At 71.5% G+C, this 18,901-nt stretch carries 18 protein-coding genes and 1 tRNA gene; 10 read left to right on the forward strand and 9 right to left on the reverse strand.

Translation table 11 applies throughout. The features are described from left to right. The first annotated feature begins 197 nt into the window (after positions 1–197). Positions 198–1,490 carry an SAM-dependent methyltransferase gene (locus ABB07_RS22725; RefSeq protein WP_208900433.1) on the forward strand — a complete coding sequence of 431 codons (1,293 nt, stop codon included), beginning with the start codon at positions 198–200 and terminating at the stop codon, positions 1,488–1,490. 57 nt (positions 1,491–1,547) lie between these two features. Here the strand turns inward: ABB07_RS22725 and ABB07_RS22730 are convergent, their stop codons facing one another. Both ABB07_RS22730 and ABB07_RS22735 read right to left on the reverse strand, forming a co-directional pair. Then, complete coding sequence (locus ABB07_RS22730) at positions 1,548–4,076, reverse strand: ABC transporter permease (protein WP_208900434.1); 2,529 nt, start codon at positions 4,074–4,076, stop codon at positions 1,548–1,550. Continuing rightward, complete coding sequence (locus ABB07_RS22735; RefSeq protein ID WP_208900435.1) at positions 4,076–4,846, reverse strand: ABC transporter ATP-binding protein; 771 nt, start codon at positions 4,844–4,846, stop codon at positions 4,076–4,078. The genes ABB07_RS22730 and ABB07_RS22735 overlap by 1 nt, the downstream gene beginning before the upstream one ends. A gap of 449 nt (positions 4,847–5,295) precedes the next feature. Between ABB07_RS22735 and ABB07_RS22740 the strand changes: the two genes are divergently transcribed. Both ABB07_RS22740 and ABB07_RS22745 read left to right on the forward strand, forming a co-directional pair. Continuing rightward, a tRNA-Leu gene (locus ABB07_RS22740) sits at positions 5,296–5,379 on the forward strand. A 274-nt stretch (positions 5,380–5,653) separates the two neighbouring features. Further along, a complete protein-coding gene (locus ABB07_RS22745) occupies positions 5,654–6,352 on the forward strand; it encodes a hypothetical protein (protein ID WP_208900436.1) in 699 nt (232 codons plus the stop codon). 79 nt (positions 6,353–6,431) lie between these two features. Here ABB07_RS22745 and ABB07_RS22750 read toward each other — a convergent pair whose 3' ends face one another. The 3 genes from ABB07_RS22750 to ABB07_RS22760 all read right to left on the reverse strand — a co-directional run bounded on the left by ABB07_RS22750 (position 6,432) and on the right by ABB07_RS22760 (position 8,348). Continuing rightward, on the reverse strand, positions 6,432–7,337 hold the full coding sequence (locus ABB07_RS22750; RefSeq protein WP_208900437.1) for a hypothetical protein: 906 nt from the start codon (positions 7,335–7,337) through the stop codon (positions 6,432–6,434). 188 nt (positions 7,338–7,525) lie between these two features. Further along, the gene (locus tag ABB07_RS22755; protein WP_244189471.1) at positions 7,526–7,777 is read right to left on the reverse strand and encodes a hypothetical protein; all 252 of its coding nucleotides are present in this window, start codon (positions 7,775–7,777) and stop codon (positions 7,526–7,528) included. 154 nt (positions 7,778–7,931) lie between these two features. Next, positions 7,932–8,348 carry a helix-turn-helix domain-containing protein gene (locus tag ABB07_RS22760; RefSeq protein ID WP_208900438.1) on the reverse strand — a complete coding sequence of 139 codons (417 nt, stop codon included), beginning with the start codon at positions 8,346–8,348 and terminating at the stop codon, positions 7,932–7,934. Positions 8,349–8,580: 232 nt separating this feature from the next. On the opposite strand from ABB07_RS22760, the gene ABB07_RS22765 reads away from it, so the two are divergent. The 6 genes from ABB07_RS22765 to ABB07_RS22790 all read left to right on the forward strand — a co-directional run bounded on the left by ABB07_RS22765 (position 8,581) and on the right by ABB07_RS22790 (position 14,415). Beyond that, the gene (locus ABB07_RS22765; RefSeq protein WP_199832789.1) at positions 8,581–8,796 is read left to right on the forward strand and encodes a hypothetical protein; all 216 of its coding nucleotides are present in this window, start codon (positions 8,581–8,583) and stop codon (positions 8,794–8,796) included. A 46-nt stretch (positions 8,797–8,842) separates the two neighbouring features. Beyond that, the gene (locus ABB07_RS22770) at positions 8,843–9,061 is read left to right on the forward strand and encodes a hypothetical protein (RefSeq protein WP_055705763.1); all 219 of its coding nucleotides are present in this window, start codon (positions 8,843–8,845) and stop codon (positions 9,059–9,061) included. 131 nt (positions 9,062–9,192) lie between these two features. After that, positions 9,193–11,118: a zinc metalloprotease gene (locus ABB07_RS22775; RefSeq protein ID WP_208900439.1), complete on the forward strand. Its 1,926-nt coding sequence runs from the start codon at positions 9,193–9,195 to the stop codon at positions 11,116–11,118. A gap of 191 nt (positions 11,119–11,309) precedes the next feature. Next, positions 11,310–11,990: a hypothetical protein gene (locus ABB07_RS22780; RefSeq protein WP_208900440.1), complete on the forward strand. Its 681-nt coding sequence runs from the start codon at positions 11,310–11,312 to the stop codon at positions 11,988–11,990. A gap of 162 nt (positions 11,991–12,152) precedes the next feature. Then, entirely contained in the window at positions 12,153–13,328 is a 1,176-nt protein-coding gene (locus ABB07_RS22785) for a 4-hydroxybenzoate 3-monooxygenase (RefSeq protein ID WP_208900441.1), read from the forward strand. Between the two features lie 226 nt (positions 13,329–13,554). Then, on the forward strand, positions 13,555–14,415 hold the full coding sequence (locus tag ABB07_RS22790; protein ID WP_208900442.1) for a Bax inhibitor-1/YccA family protein: 861 nt from the start codon (positions 13,555–13,557) through the stop codon (positions 14,413–14,415). A 64-nt stretch (positions 14,416–14,479) separates the two neighbouring features. Here the strand turns inward: ABB07_RS22790 and ABB07_RS22795 are convergent, their stop codons facing one another. Continuing rightward, positions 14,480–14,710, reverse strand: coding sequence for a DUF4287 domain-containing protein (locus ABB07_RS22795; RefSeq protein WP_055705230.1), 231 nt, complete (start codon positions 14,708–14,710; stop codon positions 14,480–14,482). A 99-nt stretch (positions 14,711–14,809) separates the two neighbouring features. Between ABB07_RS22795 and ABB07_RS22800 the strand changes: the two genes are divergently transcribed. Continuing rightward, positions 14,810–15,121: a hypothetical protein gene (locus ABB07_RS22800; RefSeq protein ID WP_208900443.1), complete on the forward strand. Its 312-nt coding sequence runs from the start codon at positions 14,810–14,812 to the stop codon at positions 15,119–15,121. A gap of 118 nt (positions 15,122–15,239) precedes the next feature. Here the strand turns inward: ABB07_RS22800 and ABB07_RS22805 are convergent, their stop codons facing one another. The 3 genes from ABB07_RS22805 to ABB07_RS22815 all read right to left on the reverse strand — a co-directional run bounded on the left by ABB07_RS22805 (position 15,240) and on the right by ABB07_RS22815 (position 18,780). Further along, on the reverse strand, positions 15,240–16,031 hold the full coding sequence (locus ABB07_RS22805; protein WP_208900444.1) for a hypothetical protein: 792 nt from the start codon (positions 16,029–16,031) through the stop codon (positions 15,240–15,242). A gap of 283 nt (positions 16,032–16,314) precedes the next feature. Then, the gene (locus ABB07_RS22810) at positions 16,315–17,532 is read right to left on the reverse strand and encodes an acetyl-CoA C-acetyltransferase (protein ID WP_208900445.1); all 1,218 of its coding nucleotides are present in this window, start codon (positions 17,530–17,532) and stop codon (positions 16,315–16,317) included. Positions 17,533–17,760: 228 nt separating this feature from the next. Next, entirely contained in the window at positions 17,761–18,780 is a 1,020-nt protein-coding gene (locus ABB07_RS22815; RefSeq protein WP_208900446.1) for an SGNH/GDSL hydrolase family protein, read from the reverse strand. Positions 18,781–18,901: the final 121 nt, after the last annotated feature.

Below are 18,901 nucleotides of genomic sequence, written 5' to 3' on the forward strand. Positions count from 1 at the left end.
CTCCCGAAGCGCGTCATGCCCCCACAAGTCGTGACTTGACCGACGGCCGGGCTTCGCGCACACTCCGCCGCTCCCTCATCTGCATGGCCGATGCATCTGTTTTGCCCAGGTGTAACTCCTTTGCGGGACTGCGCCGGACGCCGGACGGTGTTTACGTGGTTACCGGCATCCGGGATCAAGTCTTGGAGGTGTGCGCCATGGCCGACGCCGCGTCGCGGCTGAGGAGTCTTGCCGAGCAGGTGCTGGGGGTCCCGCTCCCGCTGCGGGTACGGGCCTGGGACGGATCGCAGGCGGGGCCGCCGGAGGCACCCGCGCTGGTCATCCGCAACCGCCGCGCCCTGCGCCGCATGCTGTTCAAACCGGGCGAGTTGGGTCTCGCCCGCGCCTGGGTCGCGGGCGATCTGGACATCGAGGGCGACCTGTACGCCGCGCTCGACGCGATGGCGGGCCTGGTCTGGGAGCGCGGCGAGGACGCCCCCGGCCTCCTGCACGCCGTGCGCGACCCCGCCGTACGGGCCGCCGCCCGTGAGCTGCTGAAGCTGGCCGGGCCCCCGATCCCGCCCGCCCCGCCCCGCGAGGAGATCCGCAGACCGCGCCGGAACCTGCACACCCGGCGCACCGACAAGCGGGCCATCAGCCACCACTACGACGTCGGCAACGACTTCTACGAGATCGTCCTCGGCCCGTCCATGGTCTACTCGTGCGCCTACTGGGAGGACGGCGGAACTCTGGAGACCGCCCAGCGGGACAAGCTCGAACTGGTCTGCGCCAAACTGGGACTGACACCTGGTCAGCGGCTGCTGGACGTCGGCTGCGGCTGGGGCTCGATGGCCATCCACGCGGCCCGCGAGCACGGCGTGGGCGTCGTCGGGGTCACCCTGTCGCAGGAGCAGGCGGCGTACGCCCGCAAGCGCGTCGCCGACGAGGGGCTGACCGACCGGGTGGAGATCAGGGTCCAGGACTACCGGGACGTGGAGGACGGGCCCTTCGACGCCGTCTCCTCCATCGGCATGGCGGAGCACGTCGGCGCCGAACGCTATCTGGAGTACGCCCGTCAGCTGTACGACCTGCTGAAGCCCGGCGGGCGGCTGCTCAACCACCAGATCGCCCGCCGCCCGCAGCGCGACGAGTCGGCGTACGCCGTGGACGAGTTCATCGACTCCTACGTCTTCCCGGACGGCGAGCTCGCCCCCGTCGGCAGCACCGTCACCCAGCTGGAGCGCGCCGGGTTCGAGGTACGGGACGTGGAGTCCCTCCGCGAGCACTACGCCCGCACCCTGCGCCGCTGGGTCGCCAACCTGGAGGGCGGGTGGGACCGCGCGGTCCGCCTCACCACCCCCGGCCGGGCCCGCGTCTGGCGGCTGTACATGGCCGCCTCCGCGCTCGCCTTCGAACACAACCGGATCGGCGTCAACCAGGTCCTGGCGGTCCGCACCCCGGAGTCGGGCGTGTCCGGCCTGCCGCTGCGCACCCGCACCTGGAACACCTGACAGCCGGTACGACACGAGGGGCCCCGCGGCTGCGAGGCCCCTCCGGTCGTCGTACGGCTACTCGGCCTTGATCGCCGCCAGCATGTTCAGCCGGGCCGCGCGCCGGGCCGGCCACAGCGCGGCGAGGACGCCGACCGTGCCCGCCAGCAGCAGGAAGACCGCCATCCGGCCCCAGGGCAGGACCAGTTCGTACGTCGGCATCTTGGTGCCCAGCAGCTGACCGGCCGCCCAGCCGAAGAACACGCCCAGGCCGATGCCGAGCACCCCGCCGAACAGGGAGATCACCAGGGACTCCAGCCGGACCATCCGCTTGACCGCCTTGCGGTCCAGGCCGATCGCGCGGAGCATGCCGATCTCCTGGGCGCGTTCGAAGACGGACATGGCCAGGGTGTTGATGACGCCGAGAACCGCGACGATCACCGCCATGCCGAGCAGGCCGTAGAGCATGTTGAGCATCGTCGTGAAGATCTTCGCGATGGCGTTGGAGATGTCCTGCTTGTCCTGGATCCTGATGGCAGGGTTGGAGTCGAGAGCCTTGACGAGCTTGTCCTTGGTGGCGCTGGAGGCGCCGCCCGCGGTCTTGACCATGACGTCGCTGTCGGACGGGTGGGGCAGGTGCGGAGTCAGGGCCTTGTTGTCGACCAGGATCTCCTTGAACATCTCGTTGCCCTTGTAGACGCCGGCGACCGTCAGCTTCTGCCGCTTGCCGTCCTCGTAGCGCACGGTGAAGACCGACCCGGCCTTCCAGCCGTGCGACTTGGCGGTGCCCTCGTCCACGGTGACCCGGGAGCCGCCCACCTCGAAGGTGCCCTGCTCCATCTCCAGATGGGTCAGTGCGCCGATCGCGGAGCCGTTGACGCCGGTCAGCACCTCGTTGGAGCCGTCGATCCGGGAGACGGCACGGCGCAGGGGGCTGCTGTCGGTCACGCCGTCGGTCGCGGCGATCTTCTTCGCCACGTCGGGGGAGAGCGGGTCGCCGTTGGTCATCGAGACGACGTAGTCCGCGCGCAGCGACGAGCTGGCCATCTTGTCGATCGCCGTCTGCAGGCTGCCCGCCATCACCGTCATGCCGGTGATCAGGGTCAGACCGATCATCAGCGCGGAGGCGGTGGCCGCCGTACGGCGCGGGTTGCGCACCGAGTTCTGGCGGGCCAGCTTGCCCGAGACGCCGAAGGCGCGCAGCACCGGGGCGGCGGCCGCGATCAGCGGGCGGGACAGCAGCGGGGTCAGGATGAACACGCCGATGATCAGCAGCACCGCGCCGATGCCCATCGGGCCCTGGGCGGAGTCGGCGTTCATCGACGTGGCCGCGAGGACCACGGCGACGCCGGCCGCCGCGAACAGCGCGCCGAGCGTGTTGCGCAGCACCAGCGACTTGGTGGTCGCCTTGGCGTGCACGCTGCTCATCGCCGCCACCGGCGGGATCTTCGCGGCCCGGCGGGCGGGCAGCCAGGCGGCCAGCATGGTGACGAGGACGCCGACCGCGAGGGCGGCCACCACGGTGCCGGGGCTGATCACCAGCGGCCCGTCGGGCACGCTCGCGCCGAAGGAGCCCAGCAGCGAGCGCAGGCCCGCGCCGATGCCGATGCCGGCGGCGAGCCCCGCCACACCGGCGACCGCGCCGACCGCGAACGCCTCGATCAGCACCGAGCGGGTCACCTGACGGCGGGAGGCGCCGACCGCGCGCAGCAGGGCCAGTTCGCGGGTGCGCTGGGCGACCAGCATGGTGAAGGTGTTGGCGATGATGAACGTGCCGACGAACAGCGCGATACCGGCGAACACCAGCAGCGCTTGCTTCAGCCCGCTCATCGAGTTGGCGATCTGCTGGGCCTGGCCGTCGGCGAGGGTCCTGCCGGTGGTGTTCTCGACCAGGCGGGACGGCAGGGCCTTGTCCAGCTCGGCCTTCAGCGCGGTCTGGCTGGTGCCGGGGGCGGCCTTGACGTCGATCTCGTCGTACGTGCCCTTCTTGCCGAACAGCTTCTGCGCGGTCGGCGTGTCGAAGAGCGCGAGGCTGCCGCCGGCGGAGACGTTGCCGTCGTCGGTGGTGAAGATGCCGGCGAGCGTCGGGGTGAGGACCGGGCCGTTCACGGACAGGCGCACGGTGTCACCGACCTGGTAGCCGGCCCGCTTCGCGGTCTTGGAGTCGAGCAGGACCTCGCCCGCGCCGTGCGGGGCATGGCCGCTGACCAGCGGGTACCGGGCGTCCTTGGTGCCCCAGTAGTTGCCGCCGTTGGACTGCCAGTCGCCGCCGACCAGCTTGCCGTCCTTGCCGGCGACGGCGGTGAAGCCGCTGACGACACCGGTCGCGGAGGCGGCGCCGGGGACCTTCGCGGCCTTGTCCAGCACGCCCTGGGTCAGATCGGACAGCTTGCCGACCTTGTCGCCCTCGGAGTCCTGGTACTTGGGCTGTACGGCGACGTCGACCTGGTCGAAGCCCTTGGCGGAGCTCTTCTGGTAGGCGTCGGAGATGGTGTTGGTGAAGACGAGCGTCCCGGAGACGAAGGCCACGCCGAGCATGACGGCGAGCACGGTCATCAGCAGCCGGGCCTTGTGCGCGAGGACGTTGCGCAGGGCGGTGCGGAACATCAGGAGGTACGGCCCTTCGCGTCGAACTGCTTCATGAGGTCGAGGACGGAGTCGGCCGTGGGGGCGTACATCTCGTCGACGATCCGGCCGTCGGCCAGGAACACCACGCGGTCCGCGTAGGCGGCGGCCACCGGGTCGTGGGTGACCATGACGACGGTCTGGCCGAGTTCGCGCACGGAGTTGCGCAGGAAGCCCAGCACCTCGGCGCCGGAGCGGGAGTCGAGGTTTCCGGTCGGCTCGTCACCGAAGATGATCTCGGGCCTGGAGGCGAGGGCGCGGGCGACGGCGACACGCTGCTGCTGGCCGCCGGAGAGCTGGGCGGGCCGGTGGCTGAGCCGCCCGGACAGGCCGACCATCGAGATCACCTGGTCCAGCCAGGCCTTGTCCGGCTTCCGTCCGGCGATGTCCATCGGCAGGGTGATGTTCTCCAGGGCGGTCAGCGTCGGCAGCAGGTTGAAGGCCTGGAAGATGAAGCCGATCTTGTCCCGGCGGAGCTTGGTGAGCTGCTTGTCCTTCAGGGAGCCCAGCTCGGTCTCGCCGATCCGCACGGAGCCGGAGGAGAAGGTGTCGAGGCCGGCCACGCAGTGCATCAGCGTGGACTTGCCGGAGCCGGACGGGCCCATGATCGCGGTGAACTCGGCCTGCCGGAAGTCGACGGAGACCTGGTCCAGGGCGACCACCCGGGTCTCACCCTGCCCGTAGATCTTCGACAGCTCCGTGGCGCGTGCGGCCACGGCGGTGGTCCGGCCGGCGGTGGGTGTGGTGGTCACGGGACGGTGCTCCTGTCGGGACGACGTGTGTTCCAGTGGGACCGCTCCATCGTCCCGGCGCCCGGGGCGCGTGTAGTCAGTCGCTGTTCCGGTTCCGGAGGGCGACTCGGGTCGGACGGGAGAGCGCCGTGTCATACCTGGGGAGGACGGCGGACCCTGAGAGCGGTCCCCTCCTCGGGCACCGCCGGGCCGTCACCGGAATTCCCGTCGAACCGGTCTCGAACGCTGGTAGAGAACGGGTGGAACACCCTCGTTCGGACGGTGAAATTCCGTCATTCCACGTACGTGCCCAGCCACGTCGCGCCACGCTGTTGGCAAGTGCGGACGGCCCGTACCGCGGGCTGATGCACCCTCAGACGTCAATAAAATAAGACAACATCGGTCCGCCCTTCCGCTGTTCGGGGGATGCGTCCCGATAGGCTCGAACCTCGAAGCGGAGCCCATGGCCTGCCCGGATGGTGGAATGCAGACACGGCGAGCTTAAACCTCGCTGCCCCTTCGCGGGCGTGCCGGTTCAAGTCCGGCTCCGGGCACTCGCTCCTGTACGGTGCGTGAACCAGGCTGCACCCGCCGCTTCCGCCGCAGCCGGACCCCGCGCCGCGTGCCGAACGCGCAGAGGCGCTGGACTCCCCACGACCTGCTTCTTCCGCCGATGCTGCTGCGGTTGAGTGACAAGTGGTGACAAATAGTACGGCTCCCCGAGGACGTTCACGATGTGGCGAGCTGATTTCTCTTAGCTTCTTCACGGATTCGGATGTGTCGGCCGGCACGTGGTCGCCTGTGTCCGCCACCCATGGAGGTCCTCGGATGAATCTTCGCCCCTGGGTCGCAGCACCGCTGGCGGGTGCGGCCCTCGCCCTCGTGTCTCCGGCGGCCGGCGCCGCCGCGCAGGCGCCCGTGCGGTACGAAGGGGACGGGCACCACCGTCACCACAATCCCTACCGGGACTGTCACAGCCGCCGCGGTGTCGTGCTCGTCGCCCCTGACCTGAGGGCGATTCTGACCAACGGCCCGCGCGGGCCGGAGGCGCTCGTCATCTCGGGCAAATCGTCCTCGTCCTCGTCTCCGGCGGCGACATGGGACACCTTCACCGTCTCGACCTATCTGAGCGTGGACTATCCCAACCAGACCTCCGGCCAGTACGAGTTCTCGATCCGTCAGTTCTTCCGCGTGCACCCGATCTTCGAGGTGCGGACCTTCGGCGTCCACAAGCGGGTCTTTCCCTTCCCGGCCACCCACTGCCGCAACAGCCGGGACGACGGCGACGGCGGGCCCGGCGCTCGTCCGAGGGATGGCGCGGTGGTCGACGGGAACGGTCCGTCGAACTCCCCGGCTCCCCGGAAGGGCGCCCCCGGGCGCACCGCTTCCGCGCAGGACGGCGCGGCCGTCGGCTGGAGCCGCAGCCTGCTGGGCGTGACGGGCATCGTGAGCGCGGCCGCGGGTCTGCTGGTGGTTCTGGGATTCCTCGCCGCGGCCCGGCTTCGCCGGCGTCGTTCGTCCGAGTGACAGCGGGCCGGACACGGCCCCCAAAGCGCCGCCGGCCCCCTGACGCGACCTGGCGTCAGGGGGCCGGCGTGCTGCCGCGTCAACTGGTGCCGATGGGCGAAGGACCGACCTCCGGGAAGGGGGAGGCGTAGGGGGCGATGTAGCCCTCCACAGCGGTGCGTACGGCTTGCAGAAGGCTCGCTGTGCCGGCGCCTTCTTCTTCCGGCGGCACCTGCGGTCCGACCGGCGTGGGCGCGTGCGCATCGCCGGTGCCGCTCGGCGCCGAAGGCGTTCCAGCGGGAGCGGTCGGGACGGACTGCCGCTGCGGGCGGCCGCCGACGGGAGGAGGCGTGGCTGCGGCGTCGGCCGGGGCTGTGGTGCCGGCCGGGGCTGTGGTGCCCGGCGGGGCTGCGGCGTCGGCCGGGACCGTGGCGCCGGGTGGGGCTGTGGCGCTGGGTGGGGCTGTGGGGTTCGGGGCGGCCGAGCGGTGGGGCGCGGCCGGGCGCTTGTGCTTCGGGTCGGCTAAGCGACCGAGCCCGGCCGAGGTACCGCCGCTGCCGGAGGAGCCCCCGGTGGTGCCCCTGCCCCTGGTCGTGCCGCCGCCTCCGGTGGTGCCACCGCCCCCGGAGGACGCCGTCGACCCCGAGGGGCTGGGCGTGGCCGAGGGGCTGGGGCGGGGGTCGTGGGGGCAGAGCGCGTCGGGATCCTTGATGCCGTAGCTCAGACCCCACACCCAGTCACAGCCGCCCCGGTACACCCTCACCCAGCCGCAGTAGGGGCCGCCGTAACTGCGGCAGGGGGGCGCCGCTGCCTGCGGGACCGGCTCCGTCGCGGACGGGTCGGGCGACTCGGCTCTGCTCCGCGAGGCGTCCACGGCGCTGACCATGCGGACCTGCGCGACATCGGAGCTCCCGGACGTCCAGTGCGTGTAGAGGAAGGGCAGGGCGACGGCTGAGGCGGACGCCGCCACCGTCGCAGCAGCGAGAGCGCCGCGGGTCAGACGCATAACTGTTCCTCTCGGCCTCGCGCTCTGTCGGAAGGTGCGAACGCACTCTGTGCACGAGAGCGCCGCCGCTGTGAGCGCTGGAGCTGAACGTATGGTTTGCAGACCCCCCCGACCGCCAGCGAACCGCCGGTCAGGCGGCCTTGCCCCGGTTTTTCACTCGAAGAGTCTCGCCTCGGCCGTACGGCGCCTCACCCCTCGTACACCGTCAGTACCGCACCGTCCACCTCGATGCGCCGGCCCGCCCGGAGGCCGTCCGTGCGCAGGGTGCGCAGACAGGCGTGGAACAGCTCCAGTTCGTCCGCGTCCAGGATCGCGGCGGCCAGGTCCAGCAGTTCGGTCACCGCGTCCTCGGTGAGCACCTCGGGCAGCTCGCCGGAGAGCAGGACGACCGATTCACCGGCGGGGCCCCGGACCACCGCGGTGGCCGGCCCGCCATGCACGAACAACACGTTCCCCCCAAAGAGCCCGGGATCGTGCGGCTCTCGTTCCTCGGGCAGGACGAGAGACTAGCGGGGGATGTCGGCCCATTCGGGCGCAGTTGCATGATTTTTCCGGCATCAGATTTTTCCGGCACGCCCCGCGCGGTACGGCCGGTCACTTCTCCGGTGCCGAGGGCGCCGACGGCGCGGAGCGCCCCAGCAGGGACTCGACCAGGGCGGCGACATGGCGGCGGTCCTCCGCCGACAGCTGCTGCACGCTGGCGATGAGCAGGTCCACCTCGGGGTCGGTGGCCGGGGCGGCCGTACCGTCGGCGTCCGGTCCGGCCGGGGTGCCGTAGACGTGGATGCCGCAGGCCTCGGCGGCGGCCCGGCGCACGGTGTCGAGCGGCAGTTCGAGGCCCTTGGCCAGGCCTTCCAGGGTGGTGGCCTGGGGCATGCGGACGACCCGGTCGGTGGTGGCCAGGTGGTGGACGGTGGAGCGGGGCACACCGCCGCGCCGCGCCACGTCGCCGTAGGACCAGCCCTTGCGGTCGAGACGCTCACGGATCAACTGCTGCAGTGCGTTGGCCACCGAAGTCCACTTCCTGCTCGCCGCTCGACCGAACCGTCCCTGTCGGCGCCGATTCTACGGTCGGGTAGTCGGCCCGCCGAAAGGGTGATTCGCCGAACGGGTTGCGGAGGGGTGCCGCGAGGCCCTAGTGTCCAATCTCGTTGGACAGCCCGTCCGACCAAGTTGGACAGAGTCCGGGGGGAACCTGACTCTCTCCGACCGGAACCGCCTGTTTCCCGAGGGGGAATCGATCATGTTGAACGCCCATGAGCTCGACGCCGAGTCCGCGGAGCTGCTGCCGGGCCGTGAGGCCCTGGGCCGCCTGAAGTTCAGCTTCGGCAAGACGGTCAACGTCACCAAGCACGTGGCGCACATCAACGCCCACAACGAGTCGGCCGCCGTCAATGACCACTCCTCGTGGTCCGTGGCCGACTCCGGCGCCGGCCAGAGCATCACCGTCGTCCAGTAACGCTCGCGCCCCGTCCCCGAACGACACACCACGAAAGGAACACACCATGAGCATGGACATGCGCGAGCTGGACGGCGAGTCCGCGGAGCTGCTGCCGGGCCGTGAGGCCCTGGGCCGGCTGAAGTTCAGCTTCGGCAGGACCGTCAACGTCACCAAGCACGTGGCGCACATCAACGCCCACAACGAGTCGGCCGCCGTCAACGACCACTCCTCGTGGTCCGACGCCGAGTCGTCGGCCCAGCAGACGATCACCGTCCAGCAGTAAGGCACCACCGCTACGACGGCAGGGGGGCGGACCGCACCGCCGAAGGGGCGCGCCGGAGGCGACGGACCACCGGCGGGCGGGGCGGTCCGCCCCCGCTGCCATGGGGGGAACGGCGTGGGGGGAGACCACGGATGACGGTGCTCGACGACGGCACCAGCGCGCTGTACGACACCGGCCCGGTGCCCGGGCCCGGGGGCTGGCCGGTGACGTACGAACAGGTGACGACCGGCAGCCTGCCGGCCGTCGGAGAGCCGGTCCGCCCGGCCCCGCGGCTCAGCGCGGGGCTGCGGCTGCACGGCGAGTACCAGGGTTCGGGCTTCACCGAACCGAAGTACATCGCCCGTCGGGGGGACGGGCAGGTCGTGCAGCTGTCGCGGCTGCTGTACCTGGTGGCGTCGTCCGTCGACGGGATCCGTGACGTCGACACGATCGCCCACCGGGTCAGCGCCCGCTACGGCCGCGAGGTCAGCGGCGAGAACATCCGCTACCTGCTGGAGAACAAGCTCCAGCCGCTCGGCGTGACCGTGCCCGAGGGCCAGGAGGACGACGAGGTCGACGCACCGCGCTCCGACCTGCTGCTCGCCCTCAAGGGCCACCGGGTGGTCTTCGACGAGCGCCGTACGGCGCGGATCGCGCGCGCCCTGGCCTGGCTGCACCGCCCGGCCGTGGTCGCCGCCGTGCTGCTCACGGCGCTCGCGATGGACGTCTGGCTGTTCGGCTACTTCGGGGCGATCGAACCGGTGCTGGAGGTCCTGGACCAGCCGGTGCTGATCCTCATCGTCTTCGTCCTCACCGTGGCCTCCCTCGTCTTCCACGAGTTCGGCCACGCCTCGGCCTGCCGCTACGGCGGCGCCCGGCCCGGCTGCATCGGCTGCGGGCTCTTCCTCATCTGGCCGTCGATGTACACCGACGTCACCGACGTCTACCGGATCTCCCGGGCCGGCCGGCTCCGCACGGACCTCGGCGGGGTGTACTTCAACGTCGTCTTCATGCTGGCCCTGGCCGGGGCCTACTTCGCGACCGGGGCGCAGTTCTTCCTGGCCGCCGTCTATCTCGGGCACTTCGAGATCCTGGAACAGCTGATGCCGGCCGTCCGCCTGGACGGCTACTACATCCTGGGCGACCTCGCCGGGGTGCCGGATCTCTACGGCAAGATCAAGCCGATCCTGCTCTCGCTCGTGCCGGGCGCCAAGGGCAGGGCGGCGCGCACGGAGGTCGCCGGGCTGAAGAGGTCCGCGCGCACCATCGTGGCCGGCTGGGTGCTGACCATGGTGCCGCTGATCGCCGGCGAGCTGGGCTACGCGCTGTGGAACCTGCCCCGGATCCTCACCACGACGGTCCGCTCGCTGACCGAGCAACTCATCGGCACCGCCGCCGCGTTCGCGCACGGGCAGATCGTCGCAGGGCTCGTCGGGGTGATCGGCAGCGTGATGCTGCTGTGCCCGATGGCCGGTGTCGGCTACCTCTCCGTGAAGATCGGCGGCCGGCTCCTGCGGGCCGCGAACCGCTCCACCGCCGGCCGGCCCCGGCTGCGGCTGGCGCTGTGCGTGCTCGCCCTCGCCGGACTCGGCGGGCTCTCCTACGCCTGGGTGTCCGGGATGACCCCGAAGCCGTTGCCGAAGCAGCCCCCGATCGCACCGATCCTGCAACCGGGGGTGTCGACCGAGGAGCCCTCGCCCCGGGACGTCTCCACTCCGGCCCCCGGCAGGCACGGCCGGTACGGCACCGGCGGTGCCTCCGTGTCGCCTTCGGCGGTGCCGGGGGCTTCCGCTTCGGCGCCGGGCGGCGGGTCGTCACCGGGCCCCTCGGGGAGCGCGTCCGCCTCCGCGCCGCAGTCCTCGGCATCGGGCCCGGCCGCACCGGCCGTGTCGACCGGCTCGAAGTCCCACCAGCCGGAGTCCTCCAGCGGCGGCGCCACCGCGACCACGACCCCGCCCGCCAGCCCGGACCCCGGCCCCCCGACCTCCCCGACGCCCTCGGAGAGCGTCCCCGCGTCACCGACCGGGAGTCCGACGTCCGCGCCGCCCGCCGGCTCGCCCGCGCCCGCGTCGTCCTGACACCTCGTCAGCCACGTCCGGCCCGCCCGGCCGACACCTTCCGGCCTTCCTGGGCCGACCGACACCTTCCGGCCTTCCTGGGCCGATCGACACCTTCCGGCCTTCCAGGGCCGATCGACACCTTCCGGCCCTCCTGGGCCGACCGACACCTTCCGGCCCTCCTGGGCCGACCGACACCTTACGGAGACCCCATGAGCAGCCACCGCAAGGCACGCTCCAGCAACCATCCCCTCGCCCGGCGCGCCCTGGGCATGGGCCTGTTCGCGGCCGGATTCGCCGGTGTGGCCACCGCCGTACCGGCCCAGGCCGCCACCGGCGCCTCGCACGCGGCCTTCGCGGCCGACCACGTCTTCAGCCACGTCGACCGGGCCCACCACACCCAGGCCCGGGACTCCTTCACGATCCGCCAGTTCGGCGCCGTCAACGCGGCGGGGGTGCGCAACCAGGCCAACGCCGTCTCCGCCGGCTGCTCGGCCGACGACCACTGCCGGTCGGTCGCGCTGTCCTTCCAGATCGTGACCATCGCGGGCGAGCACACGCACCTGAACGCCGTGAACCTCAGCGACGCGGCCAACAAGGAGTGCACCGGCTGCCAGACCCTCGCCGGCGCCTACCAGTTCGTCGTCTCCACACCGGCCCCCCTCACCCTCGACGCCGCGGCCCGGGAGCGGCTCGCCGACATCCACCGCCGGCTGGACGCGCTGACCCGCTCCTCGCTGCCCGCGGCCGAGCTGAGGACGCGGGTCGACGGACTGGCGGGCGAGGTCTCGCAGGTCCTGCGCGACGCCGTCGCCCACGCGCCCAAGGCGGCGGACGCCGCCCAGCCCACGGTGACGCTGCACCGGCACCTGGACGGCTGGCCGGGCCACTGACCGCGTGAACGCCTCGCGCTCCCCCGGAGCGCGAGGCACCCGGCCACGCGGTGCCCCATTGACATCGGATGCCCTTCGACGCAGACTCGCCGCACATCAGTGAAGAAAATTTCACTGAGCGAACAGGCGATACTCGTGGAGTCGACCCGAAGGGACCCACCGATGCGCACCACCGTCGGGATCATCGGAGCCGGACCGGCCGGACTGCTGCTCGCGCGGCTGCTGCACCGCGCCGGCATCGACTCGGTCGTCCTGGAGAGCCGTGACCGCGCCTACGTCGAACATCGGCAGCGCGCCGGAATCCTGGAGCAGGGCACGGTCGACGTGCTGCGCGCGGCCGGCGCCGGGGAGCGGATGGACCGGGAGGGTCTGCGGCACGACGGGATCGAGCTGCGCTTCGGCCGGCGCCGCCACCGCGTGGACTTCCCCGGCCTGACCGGCGGCCGGTCGGTGATGGTGTACGCCCAGACCGAGGTCTGCAAGGACCTGATCGCCCTTCAGCTGAAGGAGGGCGGGCCGCTGCTGTTCGAGGCGGAGGCGCTGGCGGTGCTGGGCGCGGACGGCGACCGGCCGCGCGTCCGCTTCCGGCACCAGGGCCGCGAGGACGAGCTGGAGTGCGTGTACGTCGCCGGCTGCGACGGCTTCTGGGGCGTGTCCCGCAGGGCCTTCCCGGCCGCCCTGTCCCGCGTGTTCGAGCGGACGTACCCCTACGCCTGGCTCGGCATCCTCGCCGACGTCGCGCCCTCCCACGACGAACTCGTCTACGCCCGCCACGACCGGGGCTTCGCCCTCCTGTCCATGCGCTCCCCGTCCGTCTCCCGCCTCTACCTCCAGGTGCCCGCCGGCACGGACGCCCAGGACTGGACCGACGACGAGATCTGGGCCGAGCTGGAGCGGCGTTTCGAGACCGGGGACGGCTGGCGGCTAAAACGCGGGCCCATCACCCAGAAGTCGGTCACGCCGATGCGGTCCTTCGTGCACGAGCCGATGCGCCACGGCCGGCTCTTCCTCGCCGGTGACGCCGCCCACATCGTGCCGCCGACCGGAGCCAAGGGGCTGAACCTCGCCGTCGGGGACGTCGTCACCCTCGCCCGCGCCCTCACCCACGAGCAGGAGAGCGGCTCCCCGGAGCTCCTCGACGCCTACTCCGCGACCTGCCTGCGCCGCGTCTGGCAGGCCGAGCGGTTCTCCTACGACATGACGACGCTGCTCCATCCGGCCCCGGACGCCACTCCCTTCGACGCCCGCCTGCAGCAGGCCCGGCTGGAGCGGGTCGCCTCCTCCCGCGCGGCCGAGACCGACCTGGCCGAGGCGTACACCGGGTTCCCGCTCGGCTGACCGGGGCCCCGCTCGGCCGACCGGGGCCCCGCCGGGTTAGCGGAGCGTCTCGGTGAGGTAGCAGGTTCGTCATGGAAGGCGATCACCCATGGCCGGGAATCACCGGTACGCGTAGCGTGTTGGGCAGCACGGCAGGGGAAAGATCCTCCTCAAGTAGCGTGTCGATCCTTTGCCAATCCATTACGCTTTGAGCCAAGGCTGCGCACGGCAGCCATGGAGGAGTGAAATGAGGAGCAGTAACCCGGTCTTCTCGCGACGGGGGTTCAGCCGCGACAACGGCTACGCCGGCTTCAACACCGCACCGCAGGCCGGGTACGCACAGGGCAACCCGTACGCGCAGAACCCCTACGCCCAGAACCCGTACGCGCAGGCGGGCGTCCAGTTCGGCGCGCCGCCCCAGGCACCGGTCACCACCGACCGGATGACGATGGACGACGTCGTCGTCCGCTCGGCCATCACGCTCGGCACCGTCGCCGTCGGCGCCGTCCTCGCCTGGGCGCTGCTGCCGGTCACGGCGACCAGCTACGGCCTGGCGGTCGGCTCCGCGCTGGTCGCGTTCGTCCTGGCGATGGTCCAGAACTTCAAGCGCACCCCGTCTCCCGCGCTGATCCTCGGGTACGCCGCCTTCGAGGGCGTCTTCCTCGGTGTCATCAGCGAGATGTACAACAGCCGCTGGAGCGGCGCCCCCTTCCAGGCGGTGCTCGGCACCATGGCGGTCTCCGCCGCGACCCTGCTGGTCTACAAGGCCGGCTGGATCCGCGTCACCGCCCGCTACGCCCGCATCGGCATGTCCATCGCCCTGGCGTTCCTGGTGGTCATGGCGGTCAACCTGCTGCTGGTCGTGTTCGGCGTCGCCGACAACGGCGGGCTGCGCAGCTTCGGTCCGCTCGGCGCGCTCGTCGGCATCGTCGCCATCGTGCTCGGCGCGTTCTTCCTGACCCTCGACTTCAAGCAGATCGAGGACGGCATCGCCTACGGCGCCCCGCGCAACGAGTCCTGGCTGGCCGCGTTCGGCCTCACCGTGACCCTGGTGTGGATCTACCTGGAGATGCTGCGACTGGTGGCGATCTTCACCAACAACGACTAGCGCACGCGCCGGTCATGAGAAGGGCCCCGGGTTCCGACCCGGGGCCCTTCGCCGTCCTCGGCGGCTAGCGCAGCTTGCGCGCCGCCCTCCTCAGGTCGTACTCGTGGACGATCGCCTTCGCGTGGCCGTAGGCGAGGTCGTACTCGTGCCGGAGCCAGCTGACCTTCTCCTCGAAGCGGAACAGGGCGGGGCCTTCTTCAACGGTGCGCAACCAGTCGGAGACTTCGCGACCGGTGCAGTGGGGGATGCGGGCGAGCAGATTGCGGTGGGTCTCCTCCGAGAAGAGCTGGGACATCGGCGCCTCCGAACGCAAAGGGGATGTAAGCCGGTCCTTCACGTCACGGTGCCTGAGCGTTCGCGTATTGGCAACAGTGCGGCACGTTACGCTCGGCGCGTGGTTGATACGACGCCCTTGACCCGAGCAGTGGATCACTTCGCCGACCGGTTGCGGGCGGCTCCGCAGAGCCGGCTGCAAAGGGGCGCTGCCGGTGAGGCCTTGGCTGTGGCCAGGGAGCTTTCTCGGCGGGCCCAGTTGCTGGAAGAGCCTGGAGCCGAGCCTCGGGAGATGCCGGATGCAGGGATGTTCGCGGCGGCCGACCAGCTTCTGGTTGCCGCGCATGACTTGGCGGTGGTGTTGCGGAGTGACGACGAAGTCGCCGAGGCGGTGCGGGTGGTTGAGGAGGCGCGTCAGAGGGCGGGTGTCTGAGCGCCGTTCGCGACTGCGGTTTCGTCGTGGCTGGTCGCGCCCACGCGGCGGAGCCGCATATCAGACGCAGCCCCGCGCCCCTTGGGTCGGCTGCCGCTCGCCCCGTTTCAAAGGGCTCTCAAAGTGACGCGATGACCCGGTCCGCCAGGATGTAGACCATGTTCCCGTCGTCCTCGCCGTAGGCGAAGGTGAGGGTGTAGGCGCCGGAGATGCCGGAGCCGCCCAGGAGGTGCGGGGCCTCGCCGGCTTCCACGGCCGCTGCCAGGCGTTCGGCGGTTTCGCGGTGGCCCGGGGTCATGCACAGGGTGGTGCCGTCGGCGAAGACGTAGACGTCGAGGGTGCCGAGGGGGCCCGGGCGGACGTCGGAGAGCTCGACGCGGTCGGCGGCCAGCTGTTCCAGCGTGGTGACGGTGCGCTCGTGGTCGTTCACCGCCGGCGACTGCACCGGGACGAAGTCGGGGTGCGAGGGGTGACGGCGGCGGGCCGCGGCCAGCTCCGGGGACTCCCCGGCGAACTCGTCGGCGTCGGCACTCGGCTCGGACACCGGCTCCAGCCCGGCGAAGTCGGCCTGCCGGGGCAGGAACAGCTCCGTGTCGGGAAGACCGAGCAGCGTCGGGGTGTCGGAGGCGTCACGGGCCTCCTGCGCGGCCCAGAAGGCACGCGCCTCGGCCAGCTCCCGCTCCCGCTCCTCGGCGAGCGCCTCGGCCACGGCGGCGCGTATCTGGTCGGCGTCGGCGCTGCTGCGGGCGTTCGGCAGCAGCGCGCCCAGGGCGGCCGACTGGTTCTCGGCGAGCTGGGTCTGCAGCTCCGCCAGCTGACGGCGCAGCTTCAGCACGGTGCGCAGGACGGCGACGCCCACGGCGCCGGTGGCTGCCGTGGTGAGCAGCAGGGCGATCGGCATGGCGCTCACTGACGTACTCCCGGTTCAAAGTCGACCCCCGACTTCCTACATCAGCTTGAAGGGCGGACTAAGCAGCTGTCAGTGCGTAACGTCACGAAACGGACAGGACTTTGGGTTCGCGGTTTCTTCGCCTGCCGCGCTGACCTGCGCTGACCTGCGCCGATGTGTCCGGGGAGCGAGATAGGTCACATCCTGGGGGCATTTGGATCACGAAAAGGCCCAGAACCTTGGAGTTCCCTCGGTTCCGGGCCGTTTCCTGACGTAAGGTGCCTGCCCCGCTACGGACGGTGGGTCAGCTGAGGCGCTCGATGACCATCGCCATGCCCTGGCCGCCGCCGACGCACATCGTCTCCAGGCCGAACTGCTTGTCGTGCCACTGCAGGGAGTTGATGAGCGTGCCGGTGATGCGGGCGCCGGTCATGCCGAAGGGGTGGCCGACGGCGATGGCGCCGCCGTTGACGTTCAGCTTGTCGAGGTCGATGCCGAGGTCCTGGTAGGAGGGGATCACCTGGGCGGCGAAGGCCTCGTTGATCTCGACCAGGTCGATGTCGTCGATGGTGAGGCCGGCGCGCCGCAGGGCCTGCTTGCTCGCCTCGACCGGGCCGAGGCCCATGATCTCGGGGGAGAGGCCGGAGACACCGGTGGACACGATCCGGGCGAGCGGGGTCAGGCCCAGCTCGCGGGCCTTGGTGTCGCTCATGATGACGACGGCGGCGGCACCGTCGTTGAGCGGGCAGCAGTTGCCGGCGGTGACGAGTCCGTCCGGGCGGAAGACCGGCTTGAGGCCCTGGACGGCCTCCAGGGTGACGCCGGGGCGGGGGCCGTCGTCCTTGCTGACGACCGTGCCGTCGGGGAGGGTCACCGGGGTGATCTCGCGCTCCCAGAAGCCGTTCTTGATGGCCTGCTCGGCGAGGTTCTGCGAGCGGACGCCGAACTCGTCCATCTCCTGGCGGGAGATGCCCTTGGCGCGGGCCAGGTTCTCGGCGGTCTGGCCCATCGCGATGTACGGGTCGGGCAGCAGGCCGTCCTCGCGCGGGTCGTGCCAGGTCGTGCCCTCCTGCTGGGCGACGGCCTCGGTGCGGGCCTGCGCCTCGGCGAACAGCGGGTTGTAGGTGCCCGGCATGTCGGAGCTGCCGTGGGCGTAGCTGGAGACCATCTCGACACCGGCCGAGATGAAGACGTCGCCCTCGCCGGCCTTGATGGCGTGCAGGGCCATGCGGGAGGTCTGCAGGGAGGACGAGCAGTACCGGGTGATGGTGCAGCCCGGCAGGTGGTCCATGCCCATCTGCACGGCGACGATCCGGCCGAGGTTGTGGCCCTGCTGGCCGCCGGGGAGGCCGCAGCCGAGCATCAGGTCGTCGATGTCCTTGGGGTCCAGCTCGGGGACCTTGGCCAGCGCGGCCTGGATGATCGTGGCGGTCAGGTCGTCGGGGCGCAGGTCCTTCAGGGAGCCCTTGCCGGCGCGGCCGATGGGGGAACGGGCGGTCGAGACGATGACGGCTTCGGGCATCACGGCTCCAGTGAGGGTTGTTTAAGCAGGGCCGGTTGGGAAGTTACCGCTACGTATGGCCCCGGTCACCCGTGTCGCGGTGTGACACTGACCGCAATTTACTAAGCGCTTGCTTTGCCCTGCGGTGGCCATGGCCGAGGGGGAAGCCCTTCCCGTCGCTGCCCAGCCGACCGAGACGGGCGCGCGGGCGGGAAAAGGGGTCTGGGGGCGGAGCAGCCCCCAGGTGGGTCACAACGACGGGCGGGCCGGCTCGGCCTCCGGCACCCTGCGCCGCCGCCGGCGCTTGAGCAACGCCCACGGCCCTCGCGGCCCCGTCGGCATCGCGGCCGTGACCTCGGTACCGGCCTCCGACGCCGCCTCGGCAGCCGCGCGAGCGACCGGCAGGAAGCCCTCGCGCCGCGACACGTCCGGCCGTTCCTCCTCCGCCGGCCACAGCCCCAGCGCCGCGCACACCGTCGGCAGCACCGCCATCGCCGCCGTCGCGTAGCCCTCGGCGGAGGGGTGGTAGTTGTCGGGGCCGAAGAGCTCCCTCGGGTTCGCCTCGAACTCCGGGCCCAGCAGGTCACCGAGGGACACGGTCCGGCCCCCCTGCTCCACCACCCCGATCGTCTGCGCCGCCGCCAGCTGCCGGGAGGCCCGCCGGGCCAGCCAGCGCAACGGCTGCTGCACCGGCTCGATCGTGCCGAGGTCCGGGCAGGTGCCGACCACCACCTCCGCGCCGGCCGTGCGCAGCCGTCGTACCGCAGCCGACAGATGCCGTACCGAGCGGGTCGGCGGCATCCGGTGGGTCACGTCGTTCGCGCCGACCATGATCACGCAGATGTCCGGGACCGGGACCGGCGACGACAGCACCAGCGCCACCTGGCGGTCCAGGTCGTCGGACTGGGCGCCCGGCAGCGCCACGTTCCGCAGCTCCACCGGGCGTTCGGCCACCGCCGCCAGGCCCGAGGCCAGCAGCGCGCCCGGGGTCTGGCCCGCCCGGTGCACGCCCTGCCCGGCCGCCGTGGAGTCGCCGAGCATGGTCAGGCGGAGGGGCGGTTCCCCGGGGATGTCGTACGCGTGGCCGTACACGCCGTCGGCGACCGGAACCCGGCCGCCGCTGTGGTTGCCCACATGGCGCCGGGCCAGCCGTACCTCCGCGAGCAGCAGACCGACCGCGGCGGCGCCGACCAGGCCGACCCCGCCACCGCCGTACGCCGCTCCGGCCGCGATGCGCCGGGCCACTCTCGCCCTCGACATGCTCGTCATGCGTCGCCGCCACCTCCTCGTAGCCGTACACAGTCCTTGCCCCGTACGGACCGTGCGTCAATCTCAACGGGGAGTGAACGGCCGCCCCGGCCACACACCTGGCCTTAGGCTGGCGACACCA

Source organism: Streptomyces incarnatus, assembly GCF_001027185.1.
Taxonomy (GTDB): domain Bacteria; phylum Actinomycetota; class Actinomycetes; order Streptomycetales; family Streptomycetaceae; genus Streptomyces; species Streptomyces puniciscabiei.

What these genes read in the sequence shown, in the direction of transcription:
- ABB07_RS22765 (WP_199832789.1), top strand. Translation starts at nt 8,581, where the DNA reads ATGTTGAACGCCCATGAGCTCGACGCCGAGTCCGCGGAGCTGCTGCCG.
- ABB07_RS22780 (WP_208900440.1), top strand. Translation starts at nt 11,310, where the DNA reads ATGAGCAGCCACCGCAAGGCACGCTCCAGCAACCATCCCCTCGCCCGG.
- ABB07_RS22770 (WP_055705763.1), top strand. Translation starts at nt 8,843, where the DNA reads ATGAGCATGGACATGCGCGAGCTGGACGGCGAGTCCGCGGAGCTGCTG.
- ABB07_RS22745 (WP_208900436.1), top strand. Translation starts at nt 5,654, where the DNA reads ATGAATCTTCGCCCCTGGGTCGCAGCACCGCTGGCGGGTGCGGCCCTC.
- ABB07_RS22775 (WP_208900439.1), top strand. Translation starts at nt 9,193, where the DNA reads ATGACGGTGCTCGACGACGGCACCAGCGCGCTGTACGACACCGGCCCG.
- ABB07_RS22810 (WP_208900445.1), bottom strand. Translation starts at nt 17,532, where the DNA reads ATGCCCGAAGCCGTCATCGTCTCGACCGCCCGTTCCCCCATCGGCCGC.
- ABB07_RS22815 (WP_208900446.1), bottom strand. Translation starts at nt 18,780, where the DNA reads ATGACGAGCATGTCGAGGGCGAGAGTGGCCCGGCGCATCGCGGCCGGA.
- ABB07_RS22725 (WP_208900433.1), top strand. Translation starts at nt 198, where the DNA reads ATGGCCGACGCCGCGTCGCGGCTGAGGAGTCTTGCCGAGCAGGTGCTG.
- ABB07_RS22750 (WP_208900437.1), bottom strand. Translation starts at nt 7,337, where the DNA reads ATGCGTCTGACCCGCGGCGCTCTCGCTGCTGCGACGGTGGCGGCGTCC.
- ABB07_RS22790 (WP_208900442.1), top strand. Translation starts at nt 13,555, where the DNA reads ATGAGGAGCAGTAACCCGGTCTTCTCGCGACGGGGGTTCAGCCGCGAC.
- ABB07_RS22730 (WP_208900434.1), bottom strand. Translation starts at nt 4,076, where the DNA reads ATGTTCCGCACCGCCCTGCGCAACGTCCTCGCGCACAAGGCCCGGCTG.
- ABB07_RS22795 (WP_055705230.1), bottom strand. Translation starts at nt 14,710, where the DNA reads ATGTCCCAGCTCTTCTCGGAGGAGACCCACCGCAATCTGCTCGCCCGC.
- ABB07_RS22785 (WP_208900441.1), top strand. Translation starts at nt 12,153, where the DNA reads ATGCGCACCACCGTCGGGATCATCGGAGCCGGACCGGCCGGACTGCTG.